The 24,345-nt window shown below is 71.5% G+C and carries 20 protein-coding genes; 11 read left to right on the plus strand and 9 right to left on the minus strand.

Annotated features, from left to right (window positions below):
• Nucleotides 1-8 precede the first annotated feature (8 nt).
• The 6 genes from ACQFYA_RS00330 (at nt 9) to trxA (ending at nt 7,771) form a co-directional block, all read left to right on the plus strand.
• Nucleotides 9-2,369, plus strand: coding sequence for a DUF6049 family protein (locus ACQFYA_RS00330; protein ID WP_499120435.1), 2,361 nt, complete (start codon nt 9-11; stop codon nt 2,367-2,369).
• Nucleotides 2,366-4,135 (plus strand): murein biosynthesis integral membrane protein MurJ, encoded by a 1,770-nt coding sequence (gene murJ, locus ACQFYA_RS00335; RefSeq protein ID WP_499120437.1) that lies wholly within the window; start codon nt 2,366-2,368, stop codon nt 4,133-4,135. Before ACQFYA_RS00330 ends, murJ begins: the two co-directional genes overlap by 4 nt.
• Before the next feature lie 148 nt (nt 4,136-4,283).
• Nucleotides 4,284-5,624, plus strand: coding sequence for a protein kinase family protein (locus ACQFYA_RS00340; protein ID WP_499120438.1), 1,341 nt, complete (start codon nt 4,284-4,286; stop codon nt 5,622-5,624).
• Nucleotides 5,621-6,244 carry a hypothetical protein gene (locus ACQFYA_RS00345; protein WP_499120440.1) on the plus strand — a complete coding sequence of 208 codons (624 nt, stop codon included), beginning with the start codon at nt 5,621-5,623 and terminating at the stop codon, nt 6,242-6,244. The genes ACQFYA_RS00340 and ACQFYA_RS00345 overlap by 4 nt, the downstream gene beginning before the upstream one ends.
• 110 nt (nt 6,245-6,354) lie before the next feature.
• Nucleotides 6,355-7,404 (plus strand): thioredoxin-disulfide reductase, encoded by a 1,050-nt coding sequence (trxB, locus tag ACQFYA_RS00350; RefSeq protein ID WP_499120442.1) that lies wholly within the window; start codon nt 6,355-6,357, stop codon nt 7,402-7,404.
• 34 nt (nt 7,405-7,438) lie between these two features.
• The gene (gene trxA / locus ACQFYA_RS00355; protein WP_499120444.1) at nt 7,439-7,771 is read left to right on the plus strand and encodes a thioredoxin; all 333 of its coding nucleotides are present in this window, start codon (nt 7,439-7,441) and stop codon (nt 7,769-7,771) included.
• 2,253 nt (nt 7,772-10,024) lie between these two features.
• Here the strand turns inward: trxA and ACQFYA_RS00360 are convergent.
• The 8 genes from ACQFYA_RS00360 to rpmH form a co-directional block, all read right to left on the minus strand.
• Entirely contained in the window at nt 10,025-11,407 is a 1,383-nt protein-coding gene (locus ACQFYA_RS00360; RefSeq protein WP_499120446.1) for a ParB/RepB/Spo0J family partition protein, read from the minus strand.
• A gap of 164 nt (nt 11,408-11,571) precedes the next feature.
• Nucleotides 11,572-12,513 (minus strand): ParA family protein, encoded by a 942-nt coding sequence (locus ACQFYA_RS00365; RefSeq protein WP_499127385.1) that lies wholly within the window; start codon nt 12,511-12,513, stop codon nt 11,572-11,574.
• A 308-nt stretch (nt 12,514-12,821) separates the two neighbouring features.
• Nucleotides 12,822-13,481: a 16S rRNA (guanine(527)-N(7))-methyltransferase RsmG gene (gene rsmG, locus ACQFYA_RS00370; RefSeq protein ID WP_499120448.1), complete on the minus strand. Its 660-nt coding sequence runs from the start codon at nt 13,479-13,481 to the stop codon at nt 12,822-12,824.
• 78 nt (nt 13,482-13,559) lie between these two features.
• Complete coding sequence (locus tag ACQFYA_RS00375) at nt 13,560-14,090, minus strand: Jag family protein (RefSeq protein ID WP_499120450.1); 531 nt, start codon at nt 14,088-14,090, stop codon at nt 13,560-13,562.
• Between the two features lie 23 nt (nt 14,091-14,113).
• On the minus strand, nt 14,114-15,046 hold the full coding sequence (yidC, locus tag ACQFYA_RS00380) for a membrane protein insertase YidC (protein ID WP_499120452.1): 933 nt from the start codon (nt 15,044-15,046) through the stop codon (nt 14,114-14,116).
• A gap of 58 nt (nt 15,047-15,104) precedes the next feature.
• Nucleotides 15,105-15,434, minus strand: coding sequence for a membrane protein insertion efficiency factor YidD (yidD, locus tag ACQFYA_RS00385; protein ID WP_499120454.1), 330 nt, complete (start codon nt 15,432-15,434; stop codon nt 15,105-15,107).
• Nucleotides 15,431-15,820: a ribonuclease P protein component gene (gene rnpA / locus ACQFYA_RS00390; RefSeq protein WP_499120456.1), complete on the minus strand. Its 390-nt coding sequence runs from the start codon at nt 15,818-15,820 to the stop codon at nt 15,431-15,433. The genes yidD and rnpA overlap by 4 nt, the downstream gene beginning before the upstream one ends.
• A gap of 3 nt (nt 15,821-15,823) precedes the next feature.
• Nucleotides 15,824-15,961, minus strand: a complete 138-nt coding sequence (gene rpmH, locus ACQFYA_RS00395) for a 50S ribosomal protein L34 (RefSeq protein WP_013840089.1) — start codon at nt 15,959-15,961, stop codon at nt 15,824-15,826.
• Between the two features lie 409 nt (nt 15,962-16,370).
• Here rpmH and dnaA point away from each other — a divergent pair, with 409 nt between their 5' ends.
• From dnaA to ACQFYA_RS00420, 5 genes are all read left to right on the plus strand, one after another.
• Nucleotides 16,371-17,786: a chromosomal replication initiator protein DnaA gene (gene dnaA / locus ACQFYA_RS00400; protein WP_499120458.1), complete on the plus strand. Its 1,416-nt coding sequence runs from the start codon at nt 16,371-16,373 to the stop codon at nt 17,784-17,786.
• A 622-nt stretch (nt 17,787-18,408) separates the two neighbouring features.
• Complete coding sequence (dnaN, locus tag ACQFYA_RS00405) at nt 18,409-19,542, plus strand: DNA polymerase III subunit beta (protein WP_499120460.1); 1,134 nt, start codon at nt 18,409-18,411, stop codon at nt 19,540-19,542.
• A complete protein-coding gene (gene gnd, locus ACQFYA_RS00410; protein ID WP_499127387.1) occupies nt 19,539-20,483 on the plus strand; it encodes a phosphogluconate dehydrogenase (NAD(+)-dependent, decarboxylating) in 945 nt (314 codons plus the stop codon). The genes dnaN and gnd overlap by 4 nt, the downstream gene beginning before the upstream one ends.
• A 31-nt stretch (nt 20,484-20,514) precedes the next feature.
• Nucleotides 20,515-21,711: a DNA replication/repair protein RecF gene (gene recF / locus ACQFYA_RS00415; protein WP_499120462.1), complete on the plus strand. Its 1,197-nt coding sequence runs from the start codon at nt 20,515-20,517 to the stop codon at nt 21,709-21,711.
• Nucleotides 21,701-22,336, plus strand: coding sequence for a DciA family protein (locus ACQFYA_RS00420; protein ID WP_499120464.1), 636 nt, complete (start codon nt 21,701-21,703; stop codon nt 22,334-22,336). Before recF ends, ACQFYA_RS00420 begins: the two co-directional genes overlap by 11 nt.
• On the opposite strand, the gene ACQFYA_RS00425 is transcribed toward ACQFYA_RS00420, so the two are convergent.
• A complete protein-coding gene (locus ACQFYA_RS00425) occupies nt 22,251-24,113 on the minus strand; it encodes an LPXTG cell wall anchor domain-containing protein (protein WP_499120466.1) in 1,863 nt (620 codons plus the stop codon). The genes ACQFYA_RS00420 and ACQFYA_RS00425 overlap by 86 nt on opposite strands.
• Nucleotides 24,114-24,345: the final 232 nt, after the last annotated feature.

Raw genomic sequence — 24,345 nt, forward strand, 5'->3', positions numbered from 1 at the left:
CCCGCCGCGTGATCATCTCCCGACCTCCGGGTGCCGTCGCCGCACCCGCGCCCTCGCCCGCCCGGTTCCTCGCCGTGCTGATCCTGCTCGTGGGCGTCCTCGCGACCGTCGCGCAGGTGGTGCTCACGGCCGGTACGGCCGCGGCCGCGCCGCAGCCCGCCGCACCGCGGGAGGGCGCGGCGACGGTCGAGCTCGTGAGCTCGTCGCCGACGCTCGCGACGCCCGGTTCCACCGTGACGCTGACGGTCGAGGTCACGAACGGCACCGAGACCGCGCTCGACGGCTCGGCGCTCGACCTCGGCGTCTCCTGGCGGCCGCTGACCTCGCGCGCGGACCTCGCGGCCTGGGCCGACGACGAGGACGCGAGCACCGCGGTCCGGCAGGTCAGCGAGCCGGTCGACCGTCTCGCCCCCGGCAGGTCCGCCGAGGTGCAGCTCGAGCTCGACGTCGACGCGCTCGGCCTCGAGGCGGACAGCCCCTGGGGGCCCCGCGAGATGTCCGTGGCGCTGACCCGGGGCGGCGCCACCGTCGACGTGCTGCACACCTTCCTCCTGTACGCGCCGAAGGGCGCCGCGCCGGAGCCCCTGTCGGTGAGCGTCGCGGCGCCGGTCACCGGCCCCGCCGTCGACCCGCTCGACCCGGAGGGGTACGCCACCGCCCTCGGTGGGCTCACCGCGAGCGACGGGCGGCTCGCCCGCCTGCTCGACGCCGCGGCGGTCAGCACCACGTCCCCCGGCCTGTCCCTCGCGGTCGACCCGGCGCTCGTCTCCGCCGCGGCCGGGAGCGACGACCCCGACGCCCAGGCGTGGGCCACCAGGCTCACGGGCGAGACCGCCGGCACGTCCGAGGGCACCGACGACGAGGACGACACGGAGGACGCGGCCACCACCAGCTCGACCGGCACCGCCGCGACCGGCGACGCCGCCGACGTGGCGGTCCTGCCCGGCTACGACCCCGACCTCGAGGCCGTCGCCCACGCCGACCCCTCCCGCGCCGACGTCGCGGCCGCGACCGGCGGCGAGGCCGCGCTGGGCGCCGCCTGGCAGCGGCCCGAGGGCTGGGACCTCACCCTCGCGTGGCCGGAGGGCCGGCCCGACGCGAGGACGCTGTCCGTCGCCCAGGAGGCCTCCGTCGACCAGGTGCTGGTGCCCTCCGGCCTCGCGCCGGTCGACGACGCCCCCGCGTCCGCGCGCGCCGCCGTCGAGACGCCGTCGGGCAAGGTCTCCGCGCTCGTCGCCGACGCCGGCTTGTCCGCGACGGTCTCCTCCCTCACCGACGGCGCCGGGGCACCGTCCGGCGCCGAGGCGGCGCAGCGGCTCCTCGCCGACACCGCCCTGCTCGCCGCCCAGCAGCAGGACGGCGGGCAGAAGGACCTGCACGTCCTCGCGGCGCTCCCCCGGGACTGGTCTCCCGACCCGGCCCTCGTGGGCGAGGTGCTCGGCGCCCTCGACGACGCGGCGTGGGCCGACGTCGTCCCCCTGTCCGAGACGGTGGCCGCCCCCGCGTCCCGGGTGCAGCGCGACGCCCCCGCCCGGAACGGCGACGACGGCGAGCTGGAGCCGGCGTCCGTCCGCCGCCTGCTCGACGCGCAGAGCTCCCTCGCCGCGTTCTCGACGGTCGCCGAGGACCCCGTGGAGCTGAGCGGCGACGCCGACCAGGCGCTCGTCGCCCCGCTGGCCGTCGCGGCGCGCACCGACCCGGAGGCGCGCGACGGCGCCGTCGACCTCGCCGTCGCGCAGTCCGCGGAGCTGCAGCAGGGCATCAGCGTCGCCGACCGGTCCAACGTCACCCTCGTCAGCGACACCGGCAGGCTGCCCGTGCTGGTGACGAACGAGCTGCCCGTGGACGCCACGGTCACCGTCGTGCTGCGGCCCGACGCGTCCCGCCTGGTGGTCGGGTCACGGCCGACGGTCGTGGTGCCCGCGGGCACCTCGCAGAACGTGCACGTGCCCGTGCGGGCCATCGGCTCCGGCGACGTCGACCTGCAGGTCGAGGTGCTCGCGCCCAGCGGCGCGGTCGTCAGCGGCCCCACCAGCTTCTCCGTGAAGGTGCGCGCGGGCTGGGAGACGGCCGGCACCGCGGTGGTCGCGGCCGCCGTCGCCCTGCTGTTCGTGGCGGGCATCTGGCGGACGGTCCGGCGCGGGCGCTCCTCGACGCGCACCAAGGACGAGGGCGTCGCCCCCGACGCCGCGGACCCCCAGGGGCCCGACGACGGCCCACCCCCGGAGGACGTCGGGCCGGGCGACCCGGCACCCGACGGCGGGCCGCCCGAGCAGGAGCCCGACCCGCCCGCCGACGCCCGCGCGCCCGGCGCCTCCTCCCCCGCACGCACGACCCACGCCCAGGCCACGGAGACCGACCCCTCATGACCGACTCGTCCGCCCTCCCCGACGACGGCCGGCCCGAGCGTCCGCGCGACGGCTCGCCCGCCGACCCCGCCGCGACTCCCGGCACGCCTCCCGGCACGACCGGCGGGGACGACCAGGGACCGGTCGCGGGCGGGGCCGACGCCGTGCGCCGCACGAGCCTCGGCCGCGGGTCGCTGGTGATGACGCTGGGGACGGTCGCGTCCCGCGCCTCCGGGCTGATCCGGTCGATGCTGCTGGTCGCGTGCGTCGGGACGGTCGGGACGGTCGCCAACGCGTTCGACATCGCGAACAAGCTGCCGAACATGCTGTTCGCGCTCATCTCCGCGGGCGTGCTGCAGGCCGTGCTCATCCCGCAGATCCTGCGCGCCCTGAACGCCCGCAACGCCCGCGAGCGGCTCGACAAGCTCATCTCGGTCTCCGGGCTCGGGCTCCTGCTGCTCACCGCGGTGCTCGTCGTCGCGGCGCCGCTGATCGTCACCCTCTTCACCCTGCGCGGGCACGTCGACCCGGACGCCCGGCACCTCGCGGTGGTCTTCGCGTACTGGTGCATCCCGCAGGTCTTCTTCTACGGCCTCTACATGCTGCTCGGCCAGGTGCTCAACGCGCAGGGCCGGTTCGGCGCGTACGGCCTCGCCCCCGTCGCCAACAACGTCGTCTCGCTGCTGGGCTTCGGGGCGTTCATCCTGGTCTGGGGCGCCGCACCGAGCAACGGCATCCAGGACCTCTCGACGTGGTCGTCGGCGCAGACCGCGGTGCTGGCCGGCACGGCCACCCTCGGCATCGCCGCGCAGGCCCTGGTCCTGGTGTTCGCGCTGAGGCGCTCCGGCTTCCAGTGGCGGTTCCGCTGGGGCCTCCGCGGGATCGGGCTGCGGGCGGCCGGCAACGTCGTCGGCTGGACCATCGGCGCGGTGGTGCTCGAGCAGCTCGGCGTCCTCTACCTGTCGAACGTCCTGTGGGCCGCCGCCGGGAACGACGAGACCGTCGCCGGGAACGCCGCGTACACGCAGGCGATGACGATCTACCTGCTGCCCCACTCCCTGGTCGTGGTCTCGATCATCACGGTCCTCTTCCCGCGGATGACGGCCGCCGTGCAGGCGGGCGACCTGCCGGGCGTCCGGCGCGACATGTCGCTGGGGATGCGGTCCGCGGGCGTCTTCTCCGTCTTCTCCGCGGCCGCCCTCGCCGTGCTCGCCGTCCCGCTGACCGCGAGCCTGCTCCCGACCGCGGGCCAGACGGGCGTGGCCGCGATCGCGCCGATCATCCAGGCCATGGCGGTCGGGATCGTCGCCCTCGGCGCGACGGTCATGGTCCGCCGCATGTACTTCGCGTTCGAGGACGGCCGGTCGATCTTCGTCATCCAGGTGATCGCGACCGTCTCGATGGTGATCGCCCTGTGGGCGGCCGTCAGCCTCCTGCCGGTCACCTGGTGGGCGGTCGCCGCCGGCGGCGCGTACGCGCTGTCCACGTGGATCTCGCTCCTGCTGCGCGTGGGCGGGATGCGGCGCAAGCTGCACGGCATCGACGGCCGGCGTGTGCTGCGGCTGTACGTCCGGGCGACGATCGGCGCGGCCGTGGCCGCGCTGCTCGGCTGGCTGACGGTGCGCCTGCTCGGCGGCTACGAGATCACGTCGTGGGGCCACTCCGTGCTGGTGACGGCCGTCGCCGGCATCGTGATGGTGCTGGGCTACATGCTCTCCCTCAAGGTGCTGCACGTCCGCGAGCTCGACGACGCGCTGGCGCCCGTCCTCCGGCGGCTGAAGCGATGACGACACCCGGGTGCCCGGCTCGGGAGGGTTCCGTGAGGACCCTGCGGGCGCGCCCGCCCGGCGCCGCACCCCGTCCACCGGCCCGCCCGTACCATGGTCCGATGGACCGGAGGACACTCTCCCCCCGCACCCCCACCGAGGAGTACAGGTGAGCACCGCCCATCCCGGGACCGTCATGGTCGATCGCTATCGGCTCGTGCAGCCCGCAGCCACCGACCTCGCCGCAGCAGAGGCGTGGGAGGCGCACGACCAGATCCTGGACCGACCGGTCCGGGTGACGTTCGTCGACGGCCCCTACGCGTCTGCCGCACTCGACGCTGCCCGGCGCGCCGCGCTCGTCGCCGACCCGCGGCTGTCGCGCGTGCTCGACGTCGGCAGCACCGACCTGGGTGCGGGCCAGCGCAGCTACATCATCAGCGAGCCGTTCCGCGGCACGTCGCTCACCGAGATCGTCTCCGGGGGCCTGGTCGACGCGCAGCAGGCGCGCGCCGTCGTCGGCGAGGCCGCCGCCGCGCTCGAGGCGGCCGGTCAGCGCGGCGTCCACCACCTGGCGCTCCGCCCCGACTCGGTGCGCGTGGACGGCCACCGCGTCGTCGTCACCGGCCTCGGCATCGACGCCGCGCTCGCCGGGGTCGACGGCGGCCGTGAGGGCACCACCGGCGCCGCCGCGGCGGCCGCCGACGCTCGCGACCTCGTCGCGCTCGCCTACTACGCGCTCACCGCCCGCTGGCCCGGCGACTCCCTCGACGAGCCGTGGATCGCCCCGGACACGGTGCGGCCCCTGCCGGCGCAGACGGACGCGAACGGCATCGTCCCCGTGTCCGCCCTCGTGCCCCACGTCGACCCGGACCTCGACACCCTGGTGAACCGGACCTTCGGCTCGGCCGCGCCGGACGCCCCCACCGCCCCGAGCGACGTCGTCGCCGCGCTCGCCCCATGGGGCGAGGTGTCGGTGGTCGCCGCCCTCCCGCAGTTCGTGCAGCCGTCGACGGAGCCGCCCGTGCGGTCCTCGGTGCTCGGCGCCATGGGCGCGGGCGCCGGCCTGCCCGGCACCCCGCCGCCCGCAGCACCCGTCCGCCGCCCCGCGAGCGGGCGCATCGCCCGGTCCGGCGCCGTCGCCGGGGCCGCCGCTGCCGGGGCCGCCGGAGCCACGCAGGCGTTCGGGGCCGCGCCCGCCGCCCAGTCGACCCAGGCCATCCCGCCCGTCGGCGCGCCCACGGCGCAGTCGTCGGTCCCGCCGCCCGGTCCCTCGACCGCCGCGATGCCCCCGGTCCAGCAGGCCGCGCCCGCTCAGAGCGGCCAGCCCACCCAGGCGTACGGCGCCGCCCCGGCGGGCTACGACGCCCAGGCCTACGGCGCCTCGCAGCCGGCCCAGCCCGCCCAGACCGCCCACGCCCCCGTGCCCCCGCCCCCGGCGGGAACGGCGGCGAGCCGCGGACCGACACCGGCGGGTTCGCGTCTTCGCCCGCGCCCAAGCGCCGCGGCGTGAACCCGACGCCCATCGTCCTCGGGCTCGTCGTGGTGCTCGTCCTGGCCGGCGCTCTGTGGGCCTTCTCCCAGGTGATGTCGCCGTCCGACCCCGCTCCCGTCGCCGGGAGCGCCGCGCCCACGCAGAGCGAGGGCGACGGTGGCGCCGCCGAGGAGCCCAGCGACGACGCGTCCAGCTCGCCGAGCGAGACGCCGGAGGTGCGCCCGGTCATCAAGTCCGGCGACCAGCTCGACCCCGAGGGCGACGGACAGCACCCCGAGGCGGTCGACCTCGCCTACGACGGCGACCCGTCGACGTTCTGGTACACCATGTACTTCAACTCCCCCGACTTCGCCGGACTCCGGTCGGGGCTGGGCTACGTCATCGAGCTCGAGGAGCCCGCGCCGGTCACCTCGATCACGCTCAACACGAACTCCTCCGGCGGCCACGTCGAGGTCCGCGCCACCTCCCGCGACGAGCCCACGTCCGGCAAGGTGCTCGCGGAGGGGTCGTTCGACTCGGAGACCACGCTCGATCTGTCGGAGGAGACCGTGGCGGACTCCTTCGTGCTCTGGATCACCGAGCTCCCGCAGACCAACGGCAAGAACTACCTGGAGCTCAACGAGATCGTCCTCTCGTGACCGTTCCCGGGCGGCACGAGCCTGTCGCCCGGGAACACCGCACCCCCTCGCGGTGTTGAGTGCCATGGCGCCTCAGGACGCGAACGACCAGCCGACGACCAGGAGAGAACGTGACCGATCAGCCGACCAACACCACCGGTGAGGCCACCGTGCACGACATCGTCATCGTGGGCTCGGGCCCTGCCGGTTACACCGCGGCCGTGTACGCCGCGCGCGCTGGTCTGGCGCCCGTCGTGATCGCCGGGTCCGTGACCGCGGGCGGCGCCCTGATGAACACCACCGAGGTCGAGAACTTCCCGGGGTTCCCGGCCGGCATCCAGGGCCCGGACCTCATGGAGGCCATGCGCGAGCAGGCCGAGAAGTTCGGCGCCCGGGTGCTGTGGGACGACGCCGAGCAGGTCGAGCTCACCGGCGACATCAAGACCGTCGTCACCGGCGGCGGCGAGACCTTCAAGGCTCGCGCCGTGATCCTCGCGACCGGCTCCGCGTACCGCGAGCTGGGCCTGCCGGAGGAGAAGCAGCTGTCGGGCCGCGGGGTCTCCTGGTGCGCCACCTGCGACGGGTTCTTCTTCCGCGACCAGCACATCGCGGTCGTCGGCGGCGGCGACTCCGCGATGGAGGAGGCCACCTTCCTCACCCGCTTCGCCTCCAAGGTGACGATCGTGCACCGCCGCGACTCGCTGCGTGCCTCGAAGATCATGGCCGACCGCGCCCAGGCCGACCCGAAGATCGAGTTCGCCTGGAACAGCGAGGTCGCCGGCATCTCCGGCGAGAACAAGGTCACCGGCGTCACGCTGCGCGACACCGTCACCGGCGCCGAGCGGGAGCTCGACACCACCGGGCTGTTCGTCGCGATCGGGCACGACCCGCGGACCGACCTGATCAAGGGGCAGGTCGACCTGGACGACGAGGGCTACATCCTCGTCGAGGGGCGTTCCACCCGCACCAACCTCCCGGGCGTCTTCGCCTGCGGCGACGCCGTCGACCACACCTACCGCCAGGCGATCACCGCCGCCGGCTCGGGGTGCTCCGCCGCGCTCGACGCGCAGTCGTACCTCACCGAGGTCGCCGACGCCGAGGGCGAGAAGGCTCTGGCCGGCACCCCGGCGGTGCCGAACCCTGACGGGCTCCCCGCGGCCCTCGACCCGGTCGTCGGCTGACCCACTTCTCCATCCCTGATCGAAGGAGCGACATATGGCTACCGTCGCCGTCACCGACGACACGTTCAAGACCGAGGTCCTCGAGTCCGACGTCCCGGTCCTCGTGGACTTCTGGGCAACCTGGTGCGGCCCGTGCCGCATGGTCGCCCCGATCCTCGAGGAGCTCTCGGATGAGTACGAGGGCAAGATCAAGATCGTCAAGCTCGACACCGACGCCAACCAGGCCACGACCATGGCCTACGGCATCACGTCGATCCCGACGCTCAACGTCTACTCCGGCGGCGAGCTCGTGAAGTCCGTCATCGGAGCGCGCCCCAAGCGCGCTCTCCAGGAGGAGATCGACGCGGTTCTCACGCCCAGCGCCTGAACCTTCGCGACGGCCGGTCCTGTTTCACGTGAAACAGGGCCGGCCGTTCGCATGCCCGGTCCCGGACGATGCGCGTCGGGGGCGCGGGTGTCCCGCTCCCCCGGTCTGTGCATCGCGCGGCGATCGTCCTGTGACCGCCGGCCGTGATTTGCGGTGACGATCACCGGCTTGTCAGTCCTGAGCCGCTGGAGATCGTCCTCAACGACCGCACCTGTGTCATGCGCGTCCCGACCGGAGGCTTCAGCTGGGTGACTGCCGGTCTGCCCCCTGCGGCGCCGGGCACCACGGAGTGCGTGTTGAGCCTGGACGACCGCGCGGCAGGAGTGGGGGTATACCGCCACGTCACGGACCTCGACGCTCATCTCGGGCAGGCCATGCATCCCGCTGGGTGACACCGCACGGGCCCCGACCGCAAGCAGACTCGCACGCCGGGCCGGCTGTCCCGCCGAGGGGACCGACGCCCCGGCCTTCGTCCCGCGTGCCTCCATACCCGACATGCCGAGTATCGTCCGGTCGCGCAGTATCGGAGGGTACGTGGCCACCAGTCGGCGTCATGATCATCGAGGGCATCGAGCACCCGGAGGCGCGATCTGGCAGCGTCCTGACCACCCGGGGGCGACCGTCGCTCCGCCGATGTCCGGCGCCTCACGAGTCCACTCACGTCTATCGATCGACGCCCCGTCCCTGACTGCTGACCCCGGCAGCCGCCGAGCAGGTGCAGGCGTCGGTGCTGGCGCCGCACCCGCCTCCGGACCAAGCGCATCGCCACCGGACGGGCTCCATGGAGTGTGGTGCGGCCATGGCCAGCCGACGGCAGCGACGGGGAACGGCCTGGTGTCTGTCGCCAGCGGGCTCGCGCGTCCGGGCCGCTCCCCCGGCGCGTATCCGTCGCCATCGGGCGACATGACGCCACGGCGCAACCGGGGGTCTTCTCCCGCCAGCAAGGCTGCGACCGCTCCTGCACGGGGGAAGTCCGCCGGCCAGCACCTATCAGCTCACGGACACGGAGCGAAGGTATCCGCGCCCCGCCCTCCAGCCAGCGTTCCATCCGGCCCCTCGGACGACCCCGGCAGCGATGCTTCCGCATCGGGCGTTCGTCCGAGCCCGCTGTCTGTCATGAGCGGCCACCTGCCCTTGGCACTCCCCTGCTGCCGGCCACCCTGCCCACGCATCGCGATCCCCGGATCTCACCGCGCACAGCCGTCCCTCGACGGCGACGACGGGCGCGCGAGGCAGTGACCAGGAACGACGTGCCACCGTCCTTGGCGACTCACTCCGTGCCTCCGCGTCATGCGCATCCCACCGGCACCGCGAGGTGGAGGCAACGCACTGCCCTCCGCGTACGGAGGCTGCGGCTCGGTGACCAGCCCGCGCACATCCCTCGGTGGCGCCATATTCACCAGGTCTCGACCTGCACCAGCTAGCGGGAGAAGAGTCATCGTCCGCCAGTCTTCGACCTGCCACGAGACCATCGGCGCGGACAGCGACGGCTACGCGTTCGCCCGAGCGTCCCAGGTCCACTCCCCCGCTACCTCGGATCCTTCATGCCGCGCGCGTCCTTCTTCGCCAAGCCCGGCGGCGCACGACAACAACCTGTGGCGCCCGTGTTTCACGTGAAACGGGGCCACCCGTGCTCCCCGCAGGGACGGCACGAGGCGCCCCTCACCTGCCGCACAGTTCCCACGAGCCCAGCGCCGGACCGGCTTCGCCCGCCCCGCTCGTCGCTGCGCGCTCACACAGCGTTTCGTGGCTTCGTCGCTCCCCGCTCATCGATGGACTCCTCCGCTCCCTGCACGAGACCGAACGGGAGCCATCGCCCTCAACCCACGGGCGGTGGGGCGGCGTCGTGGTCACGCTCGTACAGTGACCTGCAGTCCGGGACGGTGTGCGCTGAGGGTCCCCAGCGGTCACGACGTCCTGGAGCGTCGGCCCGACACGCGCGCGCGCCAGGCGGTCGCGTTTCACGTGAAACAGCGGGACGATCCAACTGCCGGAGGCGGCGACGTCGAGGTGACATCCCGCCTACCCGACTTCTCGCAACGGCCCACCCGCACTCCTGTACCGTCGACCGCGCCGCGCGCGGCTCCCGAATCACCACGATCTCGCCGGGGCGAGGCGGTCCGCGACCTAGCGCAGACTTTCGTCGTCACAGTGCCGGGAGGGTGCGCTCTCCCGTCCTCACTGTCGCTCCACAGACCGACGGACGCCGCCCCTCGGAAGGAGCGACGCCCGTCGGCGATGTCGGCTGGTCGATCAGGAACGCAGGAGCCCCGGGTCCTCGGGTGCCATCACTTCCAGGATCCGATTGAGGTCCTCCACGGACGCGAACTCCACGGTGAGCCGGCCCTTGGTCTTGCCGATGTTCACCTTCACGCGCGTCTCGAAGCGGTCCGCCAACCGTGTCGCGAGCTCGTCCATCGCCTCGCTGCGCTGGCCCGCGCGCGGTCCCCGGCGAGCCGGCTTGTCCCCATCCCCGCTGGTCAGGAGAGTGACGACCTCTTCCGTCGCGCGCACCGAGAGACCTTCCGAGACGATCCGTTGTGCCAGCCTCTCGATCTCGGCGCCGTCCGTGAGAGAGAGCAGCGCCCGGGCGTGACCCGCCGAGAGCACTCCCGCCGCGACGCGTCGCTGGACCAGCGGGGGCAGCTTCAGAAGGCGGAGCGTGTTGGAGATCTGCGGCCGCGACCTGGCGATCCGCGTCGCGAGCTCCTCGTGCGTGCACCCGAAGTCGTCCAGGAGCTGCCGATACGCCGCAGCCTCCTCCAGCGGGTTGAGCGCGGCGCGGTGCAGGTTCTCGAGGAGCGCGTCGCGAAGCATGTCGCTGTCTTCGGTCTCCCGGACGATCGCGGGGATCGTCTCGAGGCCGGCCGCCTGGGACGCGCGCCAACGGCGCTCGCCCATGATGAGCTCGTATCGGTCCTGGTCAGAGGCGTCAGGGCGCACCACGATCGGCTGGAGCACGCCGATCTCGCTGATCGAGGCCACGAGCTCATCGAGCTCCCCGTCGTCGAAGACGGTGCGGGGCTGCCAGGTGTTCGGGCGGATCCCGTCGACGGGAATCTCAGCGAACCGAGCACCAGGAACCGGCTTCAGCTCGGTTTCACGTGAAACACCGTCGACGGCGTCGTCGACCACCTCGCCGGGGGCACCCATCGCCGAGGCATCCTCACCTGTGGCCGGCGCCGGCTCCTCCAGGTCCGGAAGGTCGATGCTCGTGATCAGACCCAACGAGAGGCCGTCCGCCCCCAGAGTGTCGTCCGACTCATCCGCGTGGGAGTCCTCGGAGATCCCCCGATCACCCGGCGCTTCCTCGGTGAGCACCGCGCCGGTCGCAGAGTCAGGCTCCGGGGATGACGAATCGTCGACCGCCTGCGCCTCGTTCCCCGTGCGGATGCTCAGCCGCCCGCCGGCGATCGCCGAGTCCCAGGAAGCGGATCGACGTGCGCTCCGGCCCGAACCCTCCGCGCCGTCGATCGCCGGTCGCTCGACCGTTGATGTCGGCACCCTGACGCCCGCGCTCTCGCCGTCGCGTCCCTCCCCCGTGGGAAAGAAGACATCGACCGGGCGGTCGCTCTCAGGCCCGGAGGGAATCAGCGCTCCAAGCCCACGACCCAGACCACGCTTCTTCTGACTCATGCTCCAGCCTCCTGAACCATCGGGCCCCGCACTCCCCTAGTCGTCGTGTTGGTTCCATCGCACCCATAGCCGTAGATGGCCCGTTTCGTCCGCGACACCACTCCGCGCCGCGCCTTCGCGCCGCGGGACACGTGTCCTCCGGTCACACTCGTGCGCATCCTGCGTTATCCCAGGTCAGCGCGCTGCGGCGCGCGCTCCGCCAGCTCACGCGCCGCCTCGAGGTAGGCGAGCGAACCGGTCGATCCGGGATCGTAGGTCATCACCGTCTGCGCGTGGCTCGGAGCTTCGGAGATCCGCACCGACCGAGGGACGGTCGTCCTCAAGGTCTGCTTCGGGAAGTGCTCCCGCACCTCCGCGGCCACCTGCTGCGCAAGGTTGGTGCGGCCGTCGTACATGGTCAGCAGGATCGTGGAGACGTCCAGATCCGGGTTCAGGTGCGCCTTGATCAGTTCGATCGTCTTCAGGAGCTGGCTGAGACCCTCGAGCGCGTAGTACTCGCACTGGATCGGGATGAGGACCTCGCGCCCCACCACGAACGCGTTGACCGTGAGCAGTCCGAGGCTCGGCGGGCAGTCGACGAACACATAGTCGATTCGCTCCTCGCCACGAGCCTCACGATCCGCGAGGTAGGCGTCGAGCGCCCGCCGCAGCCGTGTTTCACGTGAAACGAGGGAGACGAGCTCGATCTCCGCTCCGGAGAGGTCGATGGTGGCCGGCACCCCGTACAGACCGGGGACCGACGGGCACTCCTGGACCGTGCTCGCCAGAGGTTCACCCTCGACGAGCACCTCGTAGATCGACGGCGTTCCCGCGCGATGCTCGATACCGAGCGCCGTTGATGCGTTTCCCTGCGGGTCGTTGTCGATGACCAGCACCTTCAGGCCGGACTGGGCCAGGCCCGCGGCGAGGTTGACCGTGGTCGTGGTCTTCCCGACCCCGCCCTTCTGGTTCGCCACAGTGATGATGCGAGTCTGCTCCGGACGGGAGAACTGCCGACCCTGAAGCTCGATCCGCCGCCGCGAGTCGATCGCCAGCTGTGCCGCGAGGGGCGTCGACTCGTCGGCATCGGGAACCGACGCGACGAGGGCCGCGCGATGTCCGTCGATACCGGCCGGGAGCCCGTTGTCGGCCCAAGCGAGGGAGGCTGTTTCACGTGAAACATGCGGATCACCTGTCGCGGTCCCGTCGCTCTGGGGGACGTCGTCGACGTGCTCCGTACTCGTGCTCACGTGCCACTCCTCCGGTTCGTCACAGGGACCGCGCCGCAGGCCGCGGCGAGCCCGAGGACACCGCGGTCCGGTGCTCCGCGCTCACTCTACGGCCTCAATGACGACCGGGCGGGGCAAAACTCCGGCCTGTGGAGATCACGCCTGCGGGGAGTGCGGCGAGCCGTCCAGCGACCCACCGCAGCAGGTCAGCTTCTGCGTATGCGCAGGATGGTGGTCGCTTCCACGTCCGGCACAGTGTCGCCGACGAGAATCTCCGGCTCCGCCGTCTTGAACGACCGCAGCACCTTACGAGCCGGCTCGATCTCGCGCTCGACGTTGCGCCCCTTGAGCACCACCATCGCCCCACCGCGCCGCACGAGCGGCAGGCTCATCCGCGCCAGCTTGCTCAGCGCGGCCACGGCGCGCGACGTCACCACATCGACCTCGAAGGCATCGTGGTACTCCTCGGCGCGACCGCGTTTGACCAGCACGTTCTCCAGCGCGAGCGCCTCCACGATCTCCTCCAGCCAGGCGGTCCGCCGCTCCATGGGCTCGATGAGATGGAACTCCACGTCCGGGCGCTGAATCGCCATGACGATCCCCGGCAGCCCCGCACCGGACCCGATGTCGGCCACCGACCGTGCGGCGTCGAGATACGGCGTCACGGCCGCCGAGTTCAGGATGTGCCGCTCCCACAGCCGGTCGACCTCGCGGGGACCGATGAGGCCGCGCAGCTCGCCCTCGTCCCGGAGCCGCTTGGCGTACTCGGCCACGGGCTCGTACCTGTCGCCGAAGTACGCGCGCACTGCGTCGCTTCGCCCCAGCTCCTCGTCGAGGACATCCCTGTTCGTGGGCTCGTCGGTCATCGTCAGCCTCCCTCACTCTTCCACCTCATGACGAGAGCCCGTCGTTTCACGTGAAACAACGGGCTCTCGGATCGACCATCAGGAAGCCGGCGTGTCACCAGACTCGGCCGCAGGCTGAACCACGACGTACCGCGACGGCTCGACGCCGCGCGAGTCGCTGACCAGGCCGGCCGCGGCGACCGCGTCGTGCACGACCTTCCGCTCGAAGGCGTTCAGCGGGTCGAGCTCGACCTCGACACCGGACTCGCGCACCTCACGGATCGCGCCCTCGGCGAGCACGGTCAGCTCCTCACGGCGCGCGGCCCGGAAACCGCCGATGTCCAGCATGAGCCGGCTCCGCTCGCCCGTGCGGGCCTGGACGGCGAGCCTCGTCAGCTCCTGCAGCGCCTCGAGTACCTCGCCGTCGCGCCCTACGAGCGCCGACAGGTCCTCGTCCTCGTCCGCCACGACCTCGACCGCGGCCCGGTCGTGCTGGATGTCCAGGTCGATGTCCCCGTCGAGGTCGGCGATGTCGAGCAGCTCCTCCAGGTAGTCGGCGGCGATCTCGCCCTCCTCCTCGAGGCGTGAGGTCCGCTCCGGGCCCTGCTCCACGGGAATGTCCGTCGTCATCGGTCGTCGATTCCTCTCGCTGCTCAACGGCGCTTCTGGCGGTTCTTGCGCTTGGGCTGCTCACGCTGCCCGCGCGGCTGCTCGGGCTCCGGCTCGGGGGTGGCCTCGATGGCACCCTTGGCCGCGGCCTTGCGCGCCTGCTTCTCCTTGAGCAGACGCTCCGCCTCGGAGCCCGGCGCCGGCATCCGCTTGATCGTGTAGAACTGCTGGCCCATCGACCAGAGGTTCGAGATGACCCAGTAGATCAGCACACCGACCGGGAAGTTGATCCCGGAGATCAGGAAGATCACCGGGAGGATGTAGAGCATCATCTTCTGCGTGCTCGCCATCGGGCCCTCGAGCGCCGCCTTCGGCATGTTCTTCATGGTCAGCTGGCGCTGGGTGAAGAACATGGTGGCGCTCATCAGCACGATGAGGCAGATGACGACGATGCGCGACGTCGTCGAGTCGGTGGTGCGGAAGACGTCGGAGAGCTGCGCACCGAAGAGCTGGGAGTGCTCGATGTCCCCGGCGACCCGCTGGTCGATGGGACCGATCGTGCGGTAGGAGCCGTCGGCGATCGCCGAGAGGTGGTTGAGCACCCGGAAGAGCGCGAAGAAGATCGGCGACTGCAGCAGGATCGGCAGACAGGACGCCATGGGGTTGGTGCCGTGCTTGCGGTACAGCTCCATCGTCTCGCGGCCCATGGCCTCGCGGGACGCCGGGTCCGTCTTGCCCTTGTACTTCTTCTGGACCGCCTGCAGCTCAGGCTGCATCATCTGCATCCCGCGCGAGGCCTTGATCTGCTTGAAGAACAGCGGGATCAGCGCGATACGGATGACGATCGTCAGCGCGACGATCGACAGCACCCAGGCCCAGCCCGGTCCGTCGTCCATGCCCAGGGTCGTGAGCACGGCGTGCGACCCGTACATGATCCAGGCCACGACCCACTCGATGGGGTAGAGGATGGTATCCATCCCGATGTGTCTCCTCTGTCGGAAAAGTCTGCGTCCCCGGCGGCGCGGTCCGGGATGGTCAGTGGTGAGCTGCGCCGCTGTGCTCGTGCGTCGTCGTGCCGACGGCTGTGTCGGCATGCTTCGCACGAGCGGGAGGGACGTCGTCGACGCCGCCGAGGCTCCAAGGGTTGCACCGCAGGATCCGCCAGAGAGCGAGACCGGTGCCCCGCAACGTGCCGTGCGTGCGGATCGCGATGATCGCGTACTGCGAGCACGAGGGGTAGTACTTGCAGGTGGGGCCCGTGAGCGGGGAGATCACCGCCTGGTAGACGCGCAGCACGCCGATGAGGACGACGGCGGGGAGTTCCCGCAGCGCCTTCCGGCCGTGCCCGAGCGTCGAGGCGCTCACGAGCTTCTCCGGGTGCGCGCGACCGCGCGGTCGAGGCTGCTCGCCAGGTCGCGGTCGAGCTCCGCGTACGTCGCGCTGCTCGACGCCGGGAGTGCCCGGACCACGAGGCACGACCCAGCCGGCAGTGACGCGAGATGTGTGGCCGCCGAGTGCCGGAGGCGACGCTTCACCTGGTTGCGATGCACGGCGTTCCCCACGGCCTTGGATACGACAAGACCGACCTGTGGCGGTTCCCCCGTCGCGACCCCGTCGACAGCGGCCTCAGGGCCGGCGTCGGGGTCGACGAGGAGGTGAACCACCACGGTCGATCGACCTGCACGCGTGCCGCGGCGCACCGCCCGTTCGAAATCGACGGAACGGCGCATTCGGTGCGCCGCGGGCAGCATTCGTCAGGCAGAGAGCTCGGCGCGACCCTTGCGCCGACGGTTCGCCAGGATGGCGCGGCCGGCACGGGTGCGCATGCGCAGCCGGAAGCCGTGGGTCTTGGCACGGCGGCGGTTGTTCGGCTGGAAGGTCCGCTTGCTCACGAGGTACTCCAAGAAACGTCGGGGAGGCACACCGTCAGTTCCTCGACGATGCAGGTCTGTGTTCGCAGGTCAGCGCACGCGTCCGAGAACGTGGAGGCGTCGACCGGGCCGATCCGTGACCGGCAGCCCGTGTGAGGGCGCGCGAAAGGACCTGGAACGGCTGTCCGACGTTACGCCGTGGAGGGCTCTCAGGTCAAACCCGCCCAGGGGCGACCGCACCCCGACGGTGGCTACGATGTGGAGGACCTCACGCAGCGGGCGCGACGTCGCGCCAGGCCGCCGGTACGGTCATCACTCCACAGCATTGTCCACAGGTTCCACAGCATGTGGACAAGGCTGTGGACGGAGTTTCGGCGTGGCAGACTCGCGGCCTCGCTGCCCATCCCGAACGACCCGAAGGACGACGCCCGTGGCCCAGCCGGACGAGAACATCACCGACGTCTGGGCCCATACGCTCGCCACCCTCGAGGCACGGCCGGACATGACGGCCCGGCAGCTCGCGTTCATCAAGCTCGCGAAGCCGATGGCGATCCTCGAGGACACCGTGTTCATCGCGGTCCCGCACGAGCAGACCCGTGCCTACCTCGAGACCAGCGTGCGCGACCAGCTCGTGTCGGCGATGGCGTCCACCCTCGGCCGCGACATCCGCTTCGGCATCACGGTCGACCCGGAGCTCAGCAGCGACACCCTGACCGGCCCCTCGCAGGACTACACCGCTCCCCCGGAGCACGGTGTGCCCGACGAGCCCGAGGCCCCGCCGCTCCCGCCGAACCCGAAGCAGTCCGCCGAGCCGACGCGGCTGAACCCGAAGTACATCTTCGAGACGTTCGTCATCGGGTCGTCGAACCGCTTCGCGCACGCCGCGGCCGTCGCCGTGGCCGAGGCGCCGGCCAAGGCGTACAACCCTCTCTTCATCTACGGCGACTCCGGGCTGGGCAAGACGCACCTGCTGCACGCCATCGGCCATTACGCCCACAACCTCTATCCCCACGTGCGGGTGCGCTACGTGAACTCCGAGGAGTTCACCAACGACTTCATCAACAGCATCGGCGAGGGCCGGGCCGGCGCGTTCCAGCGCCGATACCGCGACGTCGACGTCCTCCTCATCGACGACATCCAGTTCCTGCAGGGCAAGGAACAGACGATGGAGGAGTTCTTCCACACGTTCAACGCGCTGCACAACGCGGACAAGCAGGTCGTGATCACGTCCGACGTGCCGCCGAAGCAGCTCAACGGCTTCGAGGACCGGCTGCGGTCGCGGTTCGAGTGGGGCCTCATCACCGACGTCCAGCCGCCGGACCTCGAGACCCGGATCGCCATCCTCCGCAAGAAGGCGGCGAGCGAGCGTCTGGACGTGCCTGCCGAGGTGCTCAGCTACATCGGCTCCCGCATCTCGACGAACATCCGCGAGCTCGAGGGCGCGCTCATCCGTGTCACCGCGTTCGCGAACCTGAACCGGCAGCAGGTGGACCTCGCGCTCGCCGAGATCGTCCTCAAGGACCTCATCACCGACGACGACACGCAGGAGATCACCCCGTCGATGGTCATCGCGCAGACCGCCGCCTACTTCGGTCTGACCATCGACGACCTCTGCGGCTCGTCGCGCTCGCGCGTCCTCGTCACGGCGCGGCAGATCGCCATGTACCTCTGCCGCGAGCTCACCGACCTCTCGCTGCCGAAGATCGGCCAGCAGTTCGGCGGCCGCGACCACACCACGGTCATGCACGCCAACAAGAAGATCGCCGGCCAGATGGCGGAGCGGCGGTCCACCTACAACCAGGTGACCGAGCTCACCAGCCGCATCAAGCAGCAGCACCGCGGCTGACCCCGCGCGACCCCGTACGGGCCCGACCACGCTCTTCCCAGGGCGTGGGACCGGGCCCGTCGGCGTTTCTCCACATCAGTGCCCACAGCCACAGGCCCGGAGGACCGCCGATCCGGCCGGCTCGTCCCCAGCCCTGTGGACCACATACGTGGACAACTCGACCTTTTCCACCGACGCGGAGATTCACACCTGTGGATAACTCTGTGGACGCGTGTGGACGACCACGGGATATCCGTGGACGACGGCGCCCCGATCAGTGGACGACTGTGGGTACGAATTCCTTCGCCCACAGGCCCAGGGCGTCGTCCACAGCGTCACCCCCACTCCCTCCACACTCGTGTTGGTCCTCTGACCTGCGGAAACGCCCTTCATCCCCAGATTCCACAACCCCGATGACGATGACGAACGTTTGATCATCAAGGAAATCCACACACCTTCATCAGGGCGGCCGACGATCCACGCACACCCGAGCCGGCGGGGCCCGGATCGCGTGCCGAGGGGGCCCTGTCTCGCGTAGGGTTTGGCACGGACGACGAGGCCGGTCGGGTCACGTCGGACTGGCCCATGACCGGGCCGCGACGGCAGGCTGTCGTCCGCAACGATCGACAACTCGAGGAGTGGGATGAAGTTCCGGGTTGAACGTGACGTCCTGGCTGAGGCCGTGACCTGGACGGCGCGCACCCTCCCCACGCGCCCGCCGGCGCCGGTGCTGGCGGGAGTCCGCATCGAGGTGGACACGGCCGGCACGATCTGGCTGTCCAGCTTCGACTACGAGGTCTCCGCGCGCGCCGAGATCCCCGCCGAGGTGGCGGAGCCCGGGACCGTGCTGGTCTCCGGACGCCTCCTCGCCGAGATCTCCCGGGCGCTGCCGAACAAGCCTGTGGACGTCACCCTCGAGGGCACCAAGGTCGTGCTGACCTGCGGCGCCTCGCGCTTCACCCTCCTGACCATGCCGGTCGAGGACTACCCGTCGCTCCCGCAGATGCCGGAGCTGAGCGGCACGGTCACCGGCGACGCGCTGACGCACGCCGTCGCGCAGGTGAGCGTCGCTGCGAGCCGTGACGACACGCTGCCGCTGCTCACCGGCGTGCGCATGGAGATCGAGGGCGAGCGCATCACGCTCATCGCCACGGACCGGTACCGGCTCGCGCTGCGCGAGCTCACCTGGACCCCGGCCACCCCCGGCTACTCGGCGGTGGCGCTGGTGCGGGCCCGCACCCTCACCGACGTCGCGAAGTCGCTCGGCGGCGGGGGCGGCCTCGTCAACGTGGGGCTCTCGACCGGCCAGGGCGTGGACCTCATCGGCTTCGAGGCGGGCGGCCGCCACACGACGTCGCAGCTCGTCGACGGCGACTACCCCCCGGTCCGCCGCCTCTTCCCGGACGCGACGCCGATCCACGCCGTCGTCGCGACGGCGCCGCTGATCGAGGCCGCCAAGCGCGTCTCGCTCGTCGCCGAGCGCAACACGCCGATCCGGTTGTCGTTCAGCGACGGCCAGGTGGTGCTCGACGCCGGCCAGGGCGACGACGCGCAGGCGTCCGAGGCGCTCGAGGCGGTGCTCGTCGGCGAGGACATCCAGGTCGCCTTCAACCCCCAGTTCCTGCTGGACGGCCTGGGCGCACTCGGCACCGACTTCGTCCGCCTGTCGTTCACGCACCCGAACAAGCCGGTGGAGTTCACCGGCCAGGAGTCGCTCGACGGCGAGGACTCGTCCGAGTACCGCTACCTGCTCGTGCCCATCCGGTTCGCCGGCTGACACACCGCTCGCACACCCCGCCCGCACCCCTCCCGGAGGAACCCATGGTCAGCCACATCGGACTCGTCGGTCTGGGCAAGATGGGCAACAACATGCGCGAGCGGCTACGCCGCGGCGGCATCGAGGTCACGGGTTACGACCCGCGCCCCGAGGTGTCCGACGTCGCGTCCCTGGCCGACCTCGTCGCCGCGCTGCCCGCGGACCGGCGCGTGGTGTGGGTGATGGTCCCGGCCGGCGACCCGACGCGGGGCGTCGTCCAGGAGCTCGGCACGCTGCTGGGCGAGGGCGACGTCGTCGTCGAGGGCGGCAACTCGCACTACCCCGAGGACCAGGCGCGCGCCGCGGAGCTGGCCGAGCGCGGCGTCGGGTACGTCGACGTCGGGGTGTCCGGCGGCGTGTGGGGCCTGGACAACGGGTACGGCCTGATGTGCGGCGGCGACGCCGTGCACGTCGAGGCGCTCATGCCGGTCTTCGACGCGCTGCGCCCGGAGGGGCCGCGCGAGGAGGGCTTCGTGCACGCCGGCGAGGTGGGCGCGGGACACTTCGCGAAGATGGTGCACAACGGCATCGAGTACGGCCTCATGCAGGCCTACGCCGAGGGCTACGAGCTGCTGGCCGCGAAGAAGGACATCGTCACCGACGTGCACGGCACGATGAAGGCGTGGATGCGCGGCACGGTGGTGCGGTCGTGGCTGCTCGACCTCATGGTCAAGGCGCTCGAGGAGGACCCGGCGCTGGCAGCGATCGACGACTGGGTGGACGACTCGGGCGAGGGTCGCTGGACCGTCGACGAGGCCATCGACAACGCGGTGCCGCTGCCGGTGATCTCCGCGGCGCTGTTCGCCCGCTTCGCGTCCCGCCAGGAGGAGTCGCCGGCCATGAAGGCCGTCGCTGCGCTGCGGCAGCAGTTCGGCGGGCACGCGGTCAAGCCGGCGTCGTGATCTCCTCGGTGGCCGACCGCCGAGAAGGCTGATGTACGTCTCTCACCTGTCACTCCTCGACTTCCGGTCGTACGCGGCGGCCGACGTCGAGCTCGAGCCGGGTCCGAACGCGTTCGTGGGTCGAAACGGCCAGGGCAAGACCAACCTCGTCGAGGCGATCGGCTACGTGGCGACGCTGGGCAGCCACCGGGTCGCGAACGACACGCCCCTGATCCGCGCGGGCGCCGAGCGGGCGGTCGTGCGCACGCGGGTCGTGCGGGGCGAGCGCGCGTCGACCGTGGAGCTCGAGATCACCGCGGGCAAGGCCAACCGCGCGCGGGTGAACCGCGGCCAGCTCGGCCGGGCACGCGACGTCCTCGGCATCCTGCGCACCGTGCTGTTCGCACCCGAGGACCTGGCGCTCGTCAAGGGTGACCCCGACGGCCGCCGGCGCTTCCTCGACCAGCTGGTGGTGCAGCTCCTCCCCCGCGCTGCGGGCCTCCTGAGCGACTACGAGCGGGTGGTGCGGCAGCGCTCGGCGCTGCTCAAGTCGCTGCGCGGCGCCCGCAGGTCGGGCGGCGGGCCGGTGGACACCAGCACGCTGGAGGTGTGGGACGCTCGGGCGGCCCAGCTCGGCGGGCAGATCCTCGCGATGCGCCTCGCGCTGGTCCAGGCGCTGCAGCCGTACGTGGCGGCCGCGTACGAGCAGGTCAGCGACGCGGACGGCGACGCCGAGCTCACGTATCGGTCCAGCGTCCCCGAGGCGGGCGACGGTGCCGGGCAGTTGCACGCGGCGGAGGACCTCGAGAAGGCGATCCTCGCGGCGATGGCGGAGGCGCGCAGCCAGGAGCTGGAGCGGGGCGTGAGCCTGGTGGGGCCGCACCGTGACGACCTGGTCCTCACGCTGGGCGGGCTGCCCGCCAAGGGCTACGCGAGCCACGGCGAGTCGTGGTCGTTCGCGCTGGCCCTGCGGCTGGCGTCGTACCGGCTGCTCGGCGGCGGTGACGACCCCGAGCACGTGCCCGACGCGGCGTTCTGGGACCCGGACCTCGACACCGACGCCGACCCCGTGCTCATCCTCGACGACGTGTTCGCCGAGCTGGACGTCCGCCGGCGGGAGCGGCTCGCGCAGCTCGTCGCCCCGGCGCGGCAGGTGCTCGTGACCGCGGCGGTGCCGGAGGACGTTCCTCCACAGCTCCTCGGGGCCCGCTTCGAGGTGACACCCGGCGAGGTGCGTCGTGCGGGCTGACGAGGGCGCCGACGGCCTCGACGATCTTGACGGCCTCGCCGGCCTCGCCGGCCTCGCCGGTTCTGACGCCGATGACGAGCCGCGGGCGCCCCGTACCGACGACCCGCGACCGGTCCAGGACCGCACGGAGCTGACGCCGCCGTCCGCGGTGGCGCGCGAGGCGCTCAACCGCGCGAAGGCGGCGGCCCGGGCCAAGGGGCTGCGCCCGGGCTCGCCCGCGCGACGCTCCCCGCTGGCGGAGCCCCGCCTGTCCGGGCAGGGGCCGGGCGCGCGCGACCCGCAGCTGCTGTCCGAGGTGATCGGGCGCCTGATGCGGGACAAGGGCTGGACGGCGGACGTCTCCGTCGGCGGCGTGATCGGACGCTGGCGCGAGGTCGTCGGTGACCAGGTGGCCGACCACTGCCAGCCCGAGACGTTCGAGCAGAAGGTGCTCGTGGTCCGCGCCGACTCGACGGCGTGGGCCACGCAGGTGCGGCTCCTGGTCCCCACCCTGCTGCGCCGCCTCGGCGAGGAGGTCGGCGAGGGCGTCGTCGAGGAGGTCACGGTGCTGGGCCCTGCCGGCCCCGGCTTCCGCCGTGGCCGGCGCTCGGTGCGCGGCCCGGGGCCGCGGGACACCTTCGGCTGACGCGAGAGGTCGTGAGACGACGACGCAGCCAGAACAGCACGCCACCACCCGCGACGAGCAGGGCGGCCAGGCCGGCGAAGAGGCCGACCGTCGCACCCGTCTGCGGCAGCTCGTCGGCCTGCGCGGCGTCCGCGGCCGGCACGTCTGCGTCGGCGACGACGTCCGTGACGTCCTCGCCCGGTCCGCCCACGCCGATCGGGTTGGCGCACTGGGTGGTCGCCTCCGGGTAGCTCACGATCTGCGAGTACTCGGGGTTGACCTCGAAGCGCACCTGCACGTCGTCGCGGGTCCAGGCGTAGTTCCCGTCCGTCTCGACGTACGAGCCGTCGTCCTGCTGCTCCCAGCCCGGCCACTGCTTCGGCGCGGTGTCGGAGGCACCCGGCCACAGCAGCGAGCCCTCGAGCGGCTGGTCCTCGGCGACGAAGTCCTCACCGCCGTCCGGGTTGATGAACGTGATGGTCAGCGGCGTGTCGTCGTCGACCTCGATGCCCTCGGGGAGGGAGACGCCGTAGTCCAGGTACGGGGTCTCGCCCTGGCACACGGCGGCGATGTCACCGGGGATCAGCGCGCAGTCCTCGGCGGCGGGGACGAGGTCCGCGATCGGGAACAGCACACTGTCGGACATGGTGAGGGTGTAACCACCGAGGTCCTCCCCGAAGACGTGGTCGGTGGTCGGCGTGGCCAGGACACCGTCGTCGGTTCGGGTATACGTCACCTCGGCGCTGTTGGCGGGAAGGATGACGTCGGAGGCGTCGGAGCCACAGACCTCGAGGCCAGTCGGCGCCATCGGTACGACGACCGTCGGCTCGACCTCGACGGGGGGCTGCTCCGGGCCGCATGACTCGCCGCCGGGCAGGACGACACCGAGGTCCTCCAGCTCCTGGTGGACATTGTCGAGGAGCACGTCGCTCATCCCGGAGTCGTCGTCCGGATACGTGATGTTCTGCGGAATCGTGTAGTCACCGGGCACGAGGTCCTGCTGGATGCCCCAGTCGGTGCACAGGTCGACGTTCTCGAGCAGGTCGGTCTCCGGCAGCTCCGTGTACCAGTAGTCGCCGTTGCCCACCTCGACCTCGTCGCGATCAAGCGTCTTGGTGGCGAGCAACTGCTGCTCACCGGAGTTCTCCCAGCGGGCGGGCTTGTCCTTGCCTCGCCACTGGTCCGCGTCGCTGCGCCACTCGTCCTCGGGAATCGCGTCAAGCTTTTCGTAGAGGTAGATGCCGACCTGGACCTTGTCAGATCCACCAGGCTGCTCGGGCTGTTCCGGGGTGCCTTCACAAGGCTCGACGGAACCTTCCCATGTCTTGTCCCACTGGTCGTCGTCATGGGCGTCTACCGTGACGCTCCACTCCATGGCGCCCTCGAGCGGGAATGTCTTCGCCCCGTTGGTGGCCGGGTAGTCGTGCTCGAAATACTCGTTGTCGACCACACGCTCGTCGTCAATGACGACGGTGACGGTCGCTTGCTGGTACGCCTTGAGGCTGACGCTCAAGGTGTCGCAGGTGGCGTTGACATCGCGAGTGTGGGCGGAGGCGGGCGCGGCGGTGGCGACCAGCATCCCTCCGACGGCAAGCGTCGTCGCGACGACGCCGGCCATGGTCCTCTTCACTGTGGGGTTGTCCCTTCGGTGGTGACCGGCGCAGACGCGCGCCAGTCGACGTGCGATACGGGGAATCGTGGTGTAGTACACCAGGTTTCCGTCGAAAAAGGGAGAACATGCGATAACGGTCAGAGCACAGATGCCCGTCGCATCCGACGGAGGGTACGAGTCGGACACAAGCTGTGGACAACCCTGGGGAAATCCCTGTGGACAATCGTGTGGAGAACCCGTTCCCCCCGACCTGTGGACAACGTGTGCGAAACTTCCCCCGAGCGGCGTCAATCCGCCGTTTCCTTGCCTCTGGCAGGTAGACTGGGACGGTCATTCCGGGTCGTGGTCCGACCTCTCTCGCACGGCTCGGTCGGGTGCGTGCCCGGAACCTGAGAGCCGCGCCGCCATACGCACGACG

It is taken from the genome of Promicromonospora sp. Marseille-Q5078, assembly GCF_050315395.1.
Taxonomy (GTDB): Bacteria; Actinomycetota; Actinomycetes; order Actinomycetales; family Cellulomonadaceae; genus Isoptericola.

What these genes read in the sequence shown, in the direction of transcription:
- murJ (WP_499120437.1), top strand. Translation starts at nt 2,366, where the DNA reads ATGACCGACTCGTCCGCCCTCCCCGACGACGGCCGGCCCGAGCGTCCG.
- trxA (WP_499120444.1), top strand. Translation starts at nt 7,439, where the DNA reads ATGGCTACCGTCGCCGTCACCGACGACACGTTCAAGACCGAGGTCCTC.
- ACQFYA_RS00360 (WP_499120446.1), bottom strand. Translation starts at nt 11,407, where the DNA reads ATGAGTCAGAAGAAGCGTGGTCTGGGTCGTGGGCTTGGAGCGCTGATT.
- rsmG (WP_499120448.1), bottom strand. Translation starts at nt 13,481, where the DNA reads ATGACCGACGAGCCCACGAACAGGGATGTCCTCGACGAGGAGCTGGGG.
- ACQFYA_RS00375 (WP_499120450.1), bottom strand. Translation starts at nt 14,090, where the DNA reads ATGACGACGGACATTCCCGTGGAGCAGGGCCCGGAGCGGACCTCACGC.
- yidC (WP_499120452.1), bottom strand. Translation starts at nt 15,046, where the DNA reads ATGGATACCATCCTCTACCCCATCGAGTGGGTCGTGGCCTGGATCATG.
- rnpA (WP_499120456.1), bottom strand. Translation starts at nt 15,820, where the DNA reads ATGCTGCCCGCGGCGCACCGAATGCGCCGTTCCGTCGATTTCGAACGG.
- dnaN (WP_499120460.1), top strand. Translation starts at nt 18,409, where the DNA reads ATGAAGTTCCGGGTTGAACGTGACGTCCTGGCTGAGGCCGTGACCTGG.
- recF (WP_499120462.1), top strand. Translation starts at nt 20,515, where the DNA reads ATGTACGTCTCTCACCTGTCACTCCTCGACTTCCGGTCGTACGCGGCG.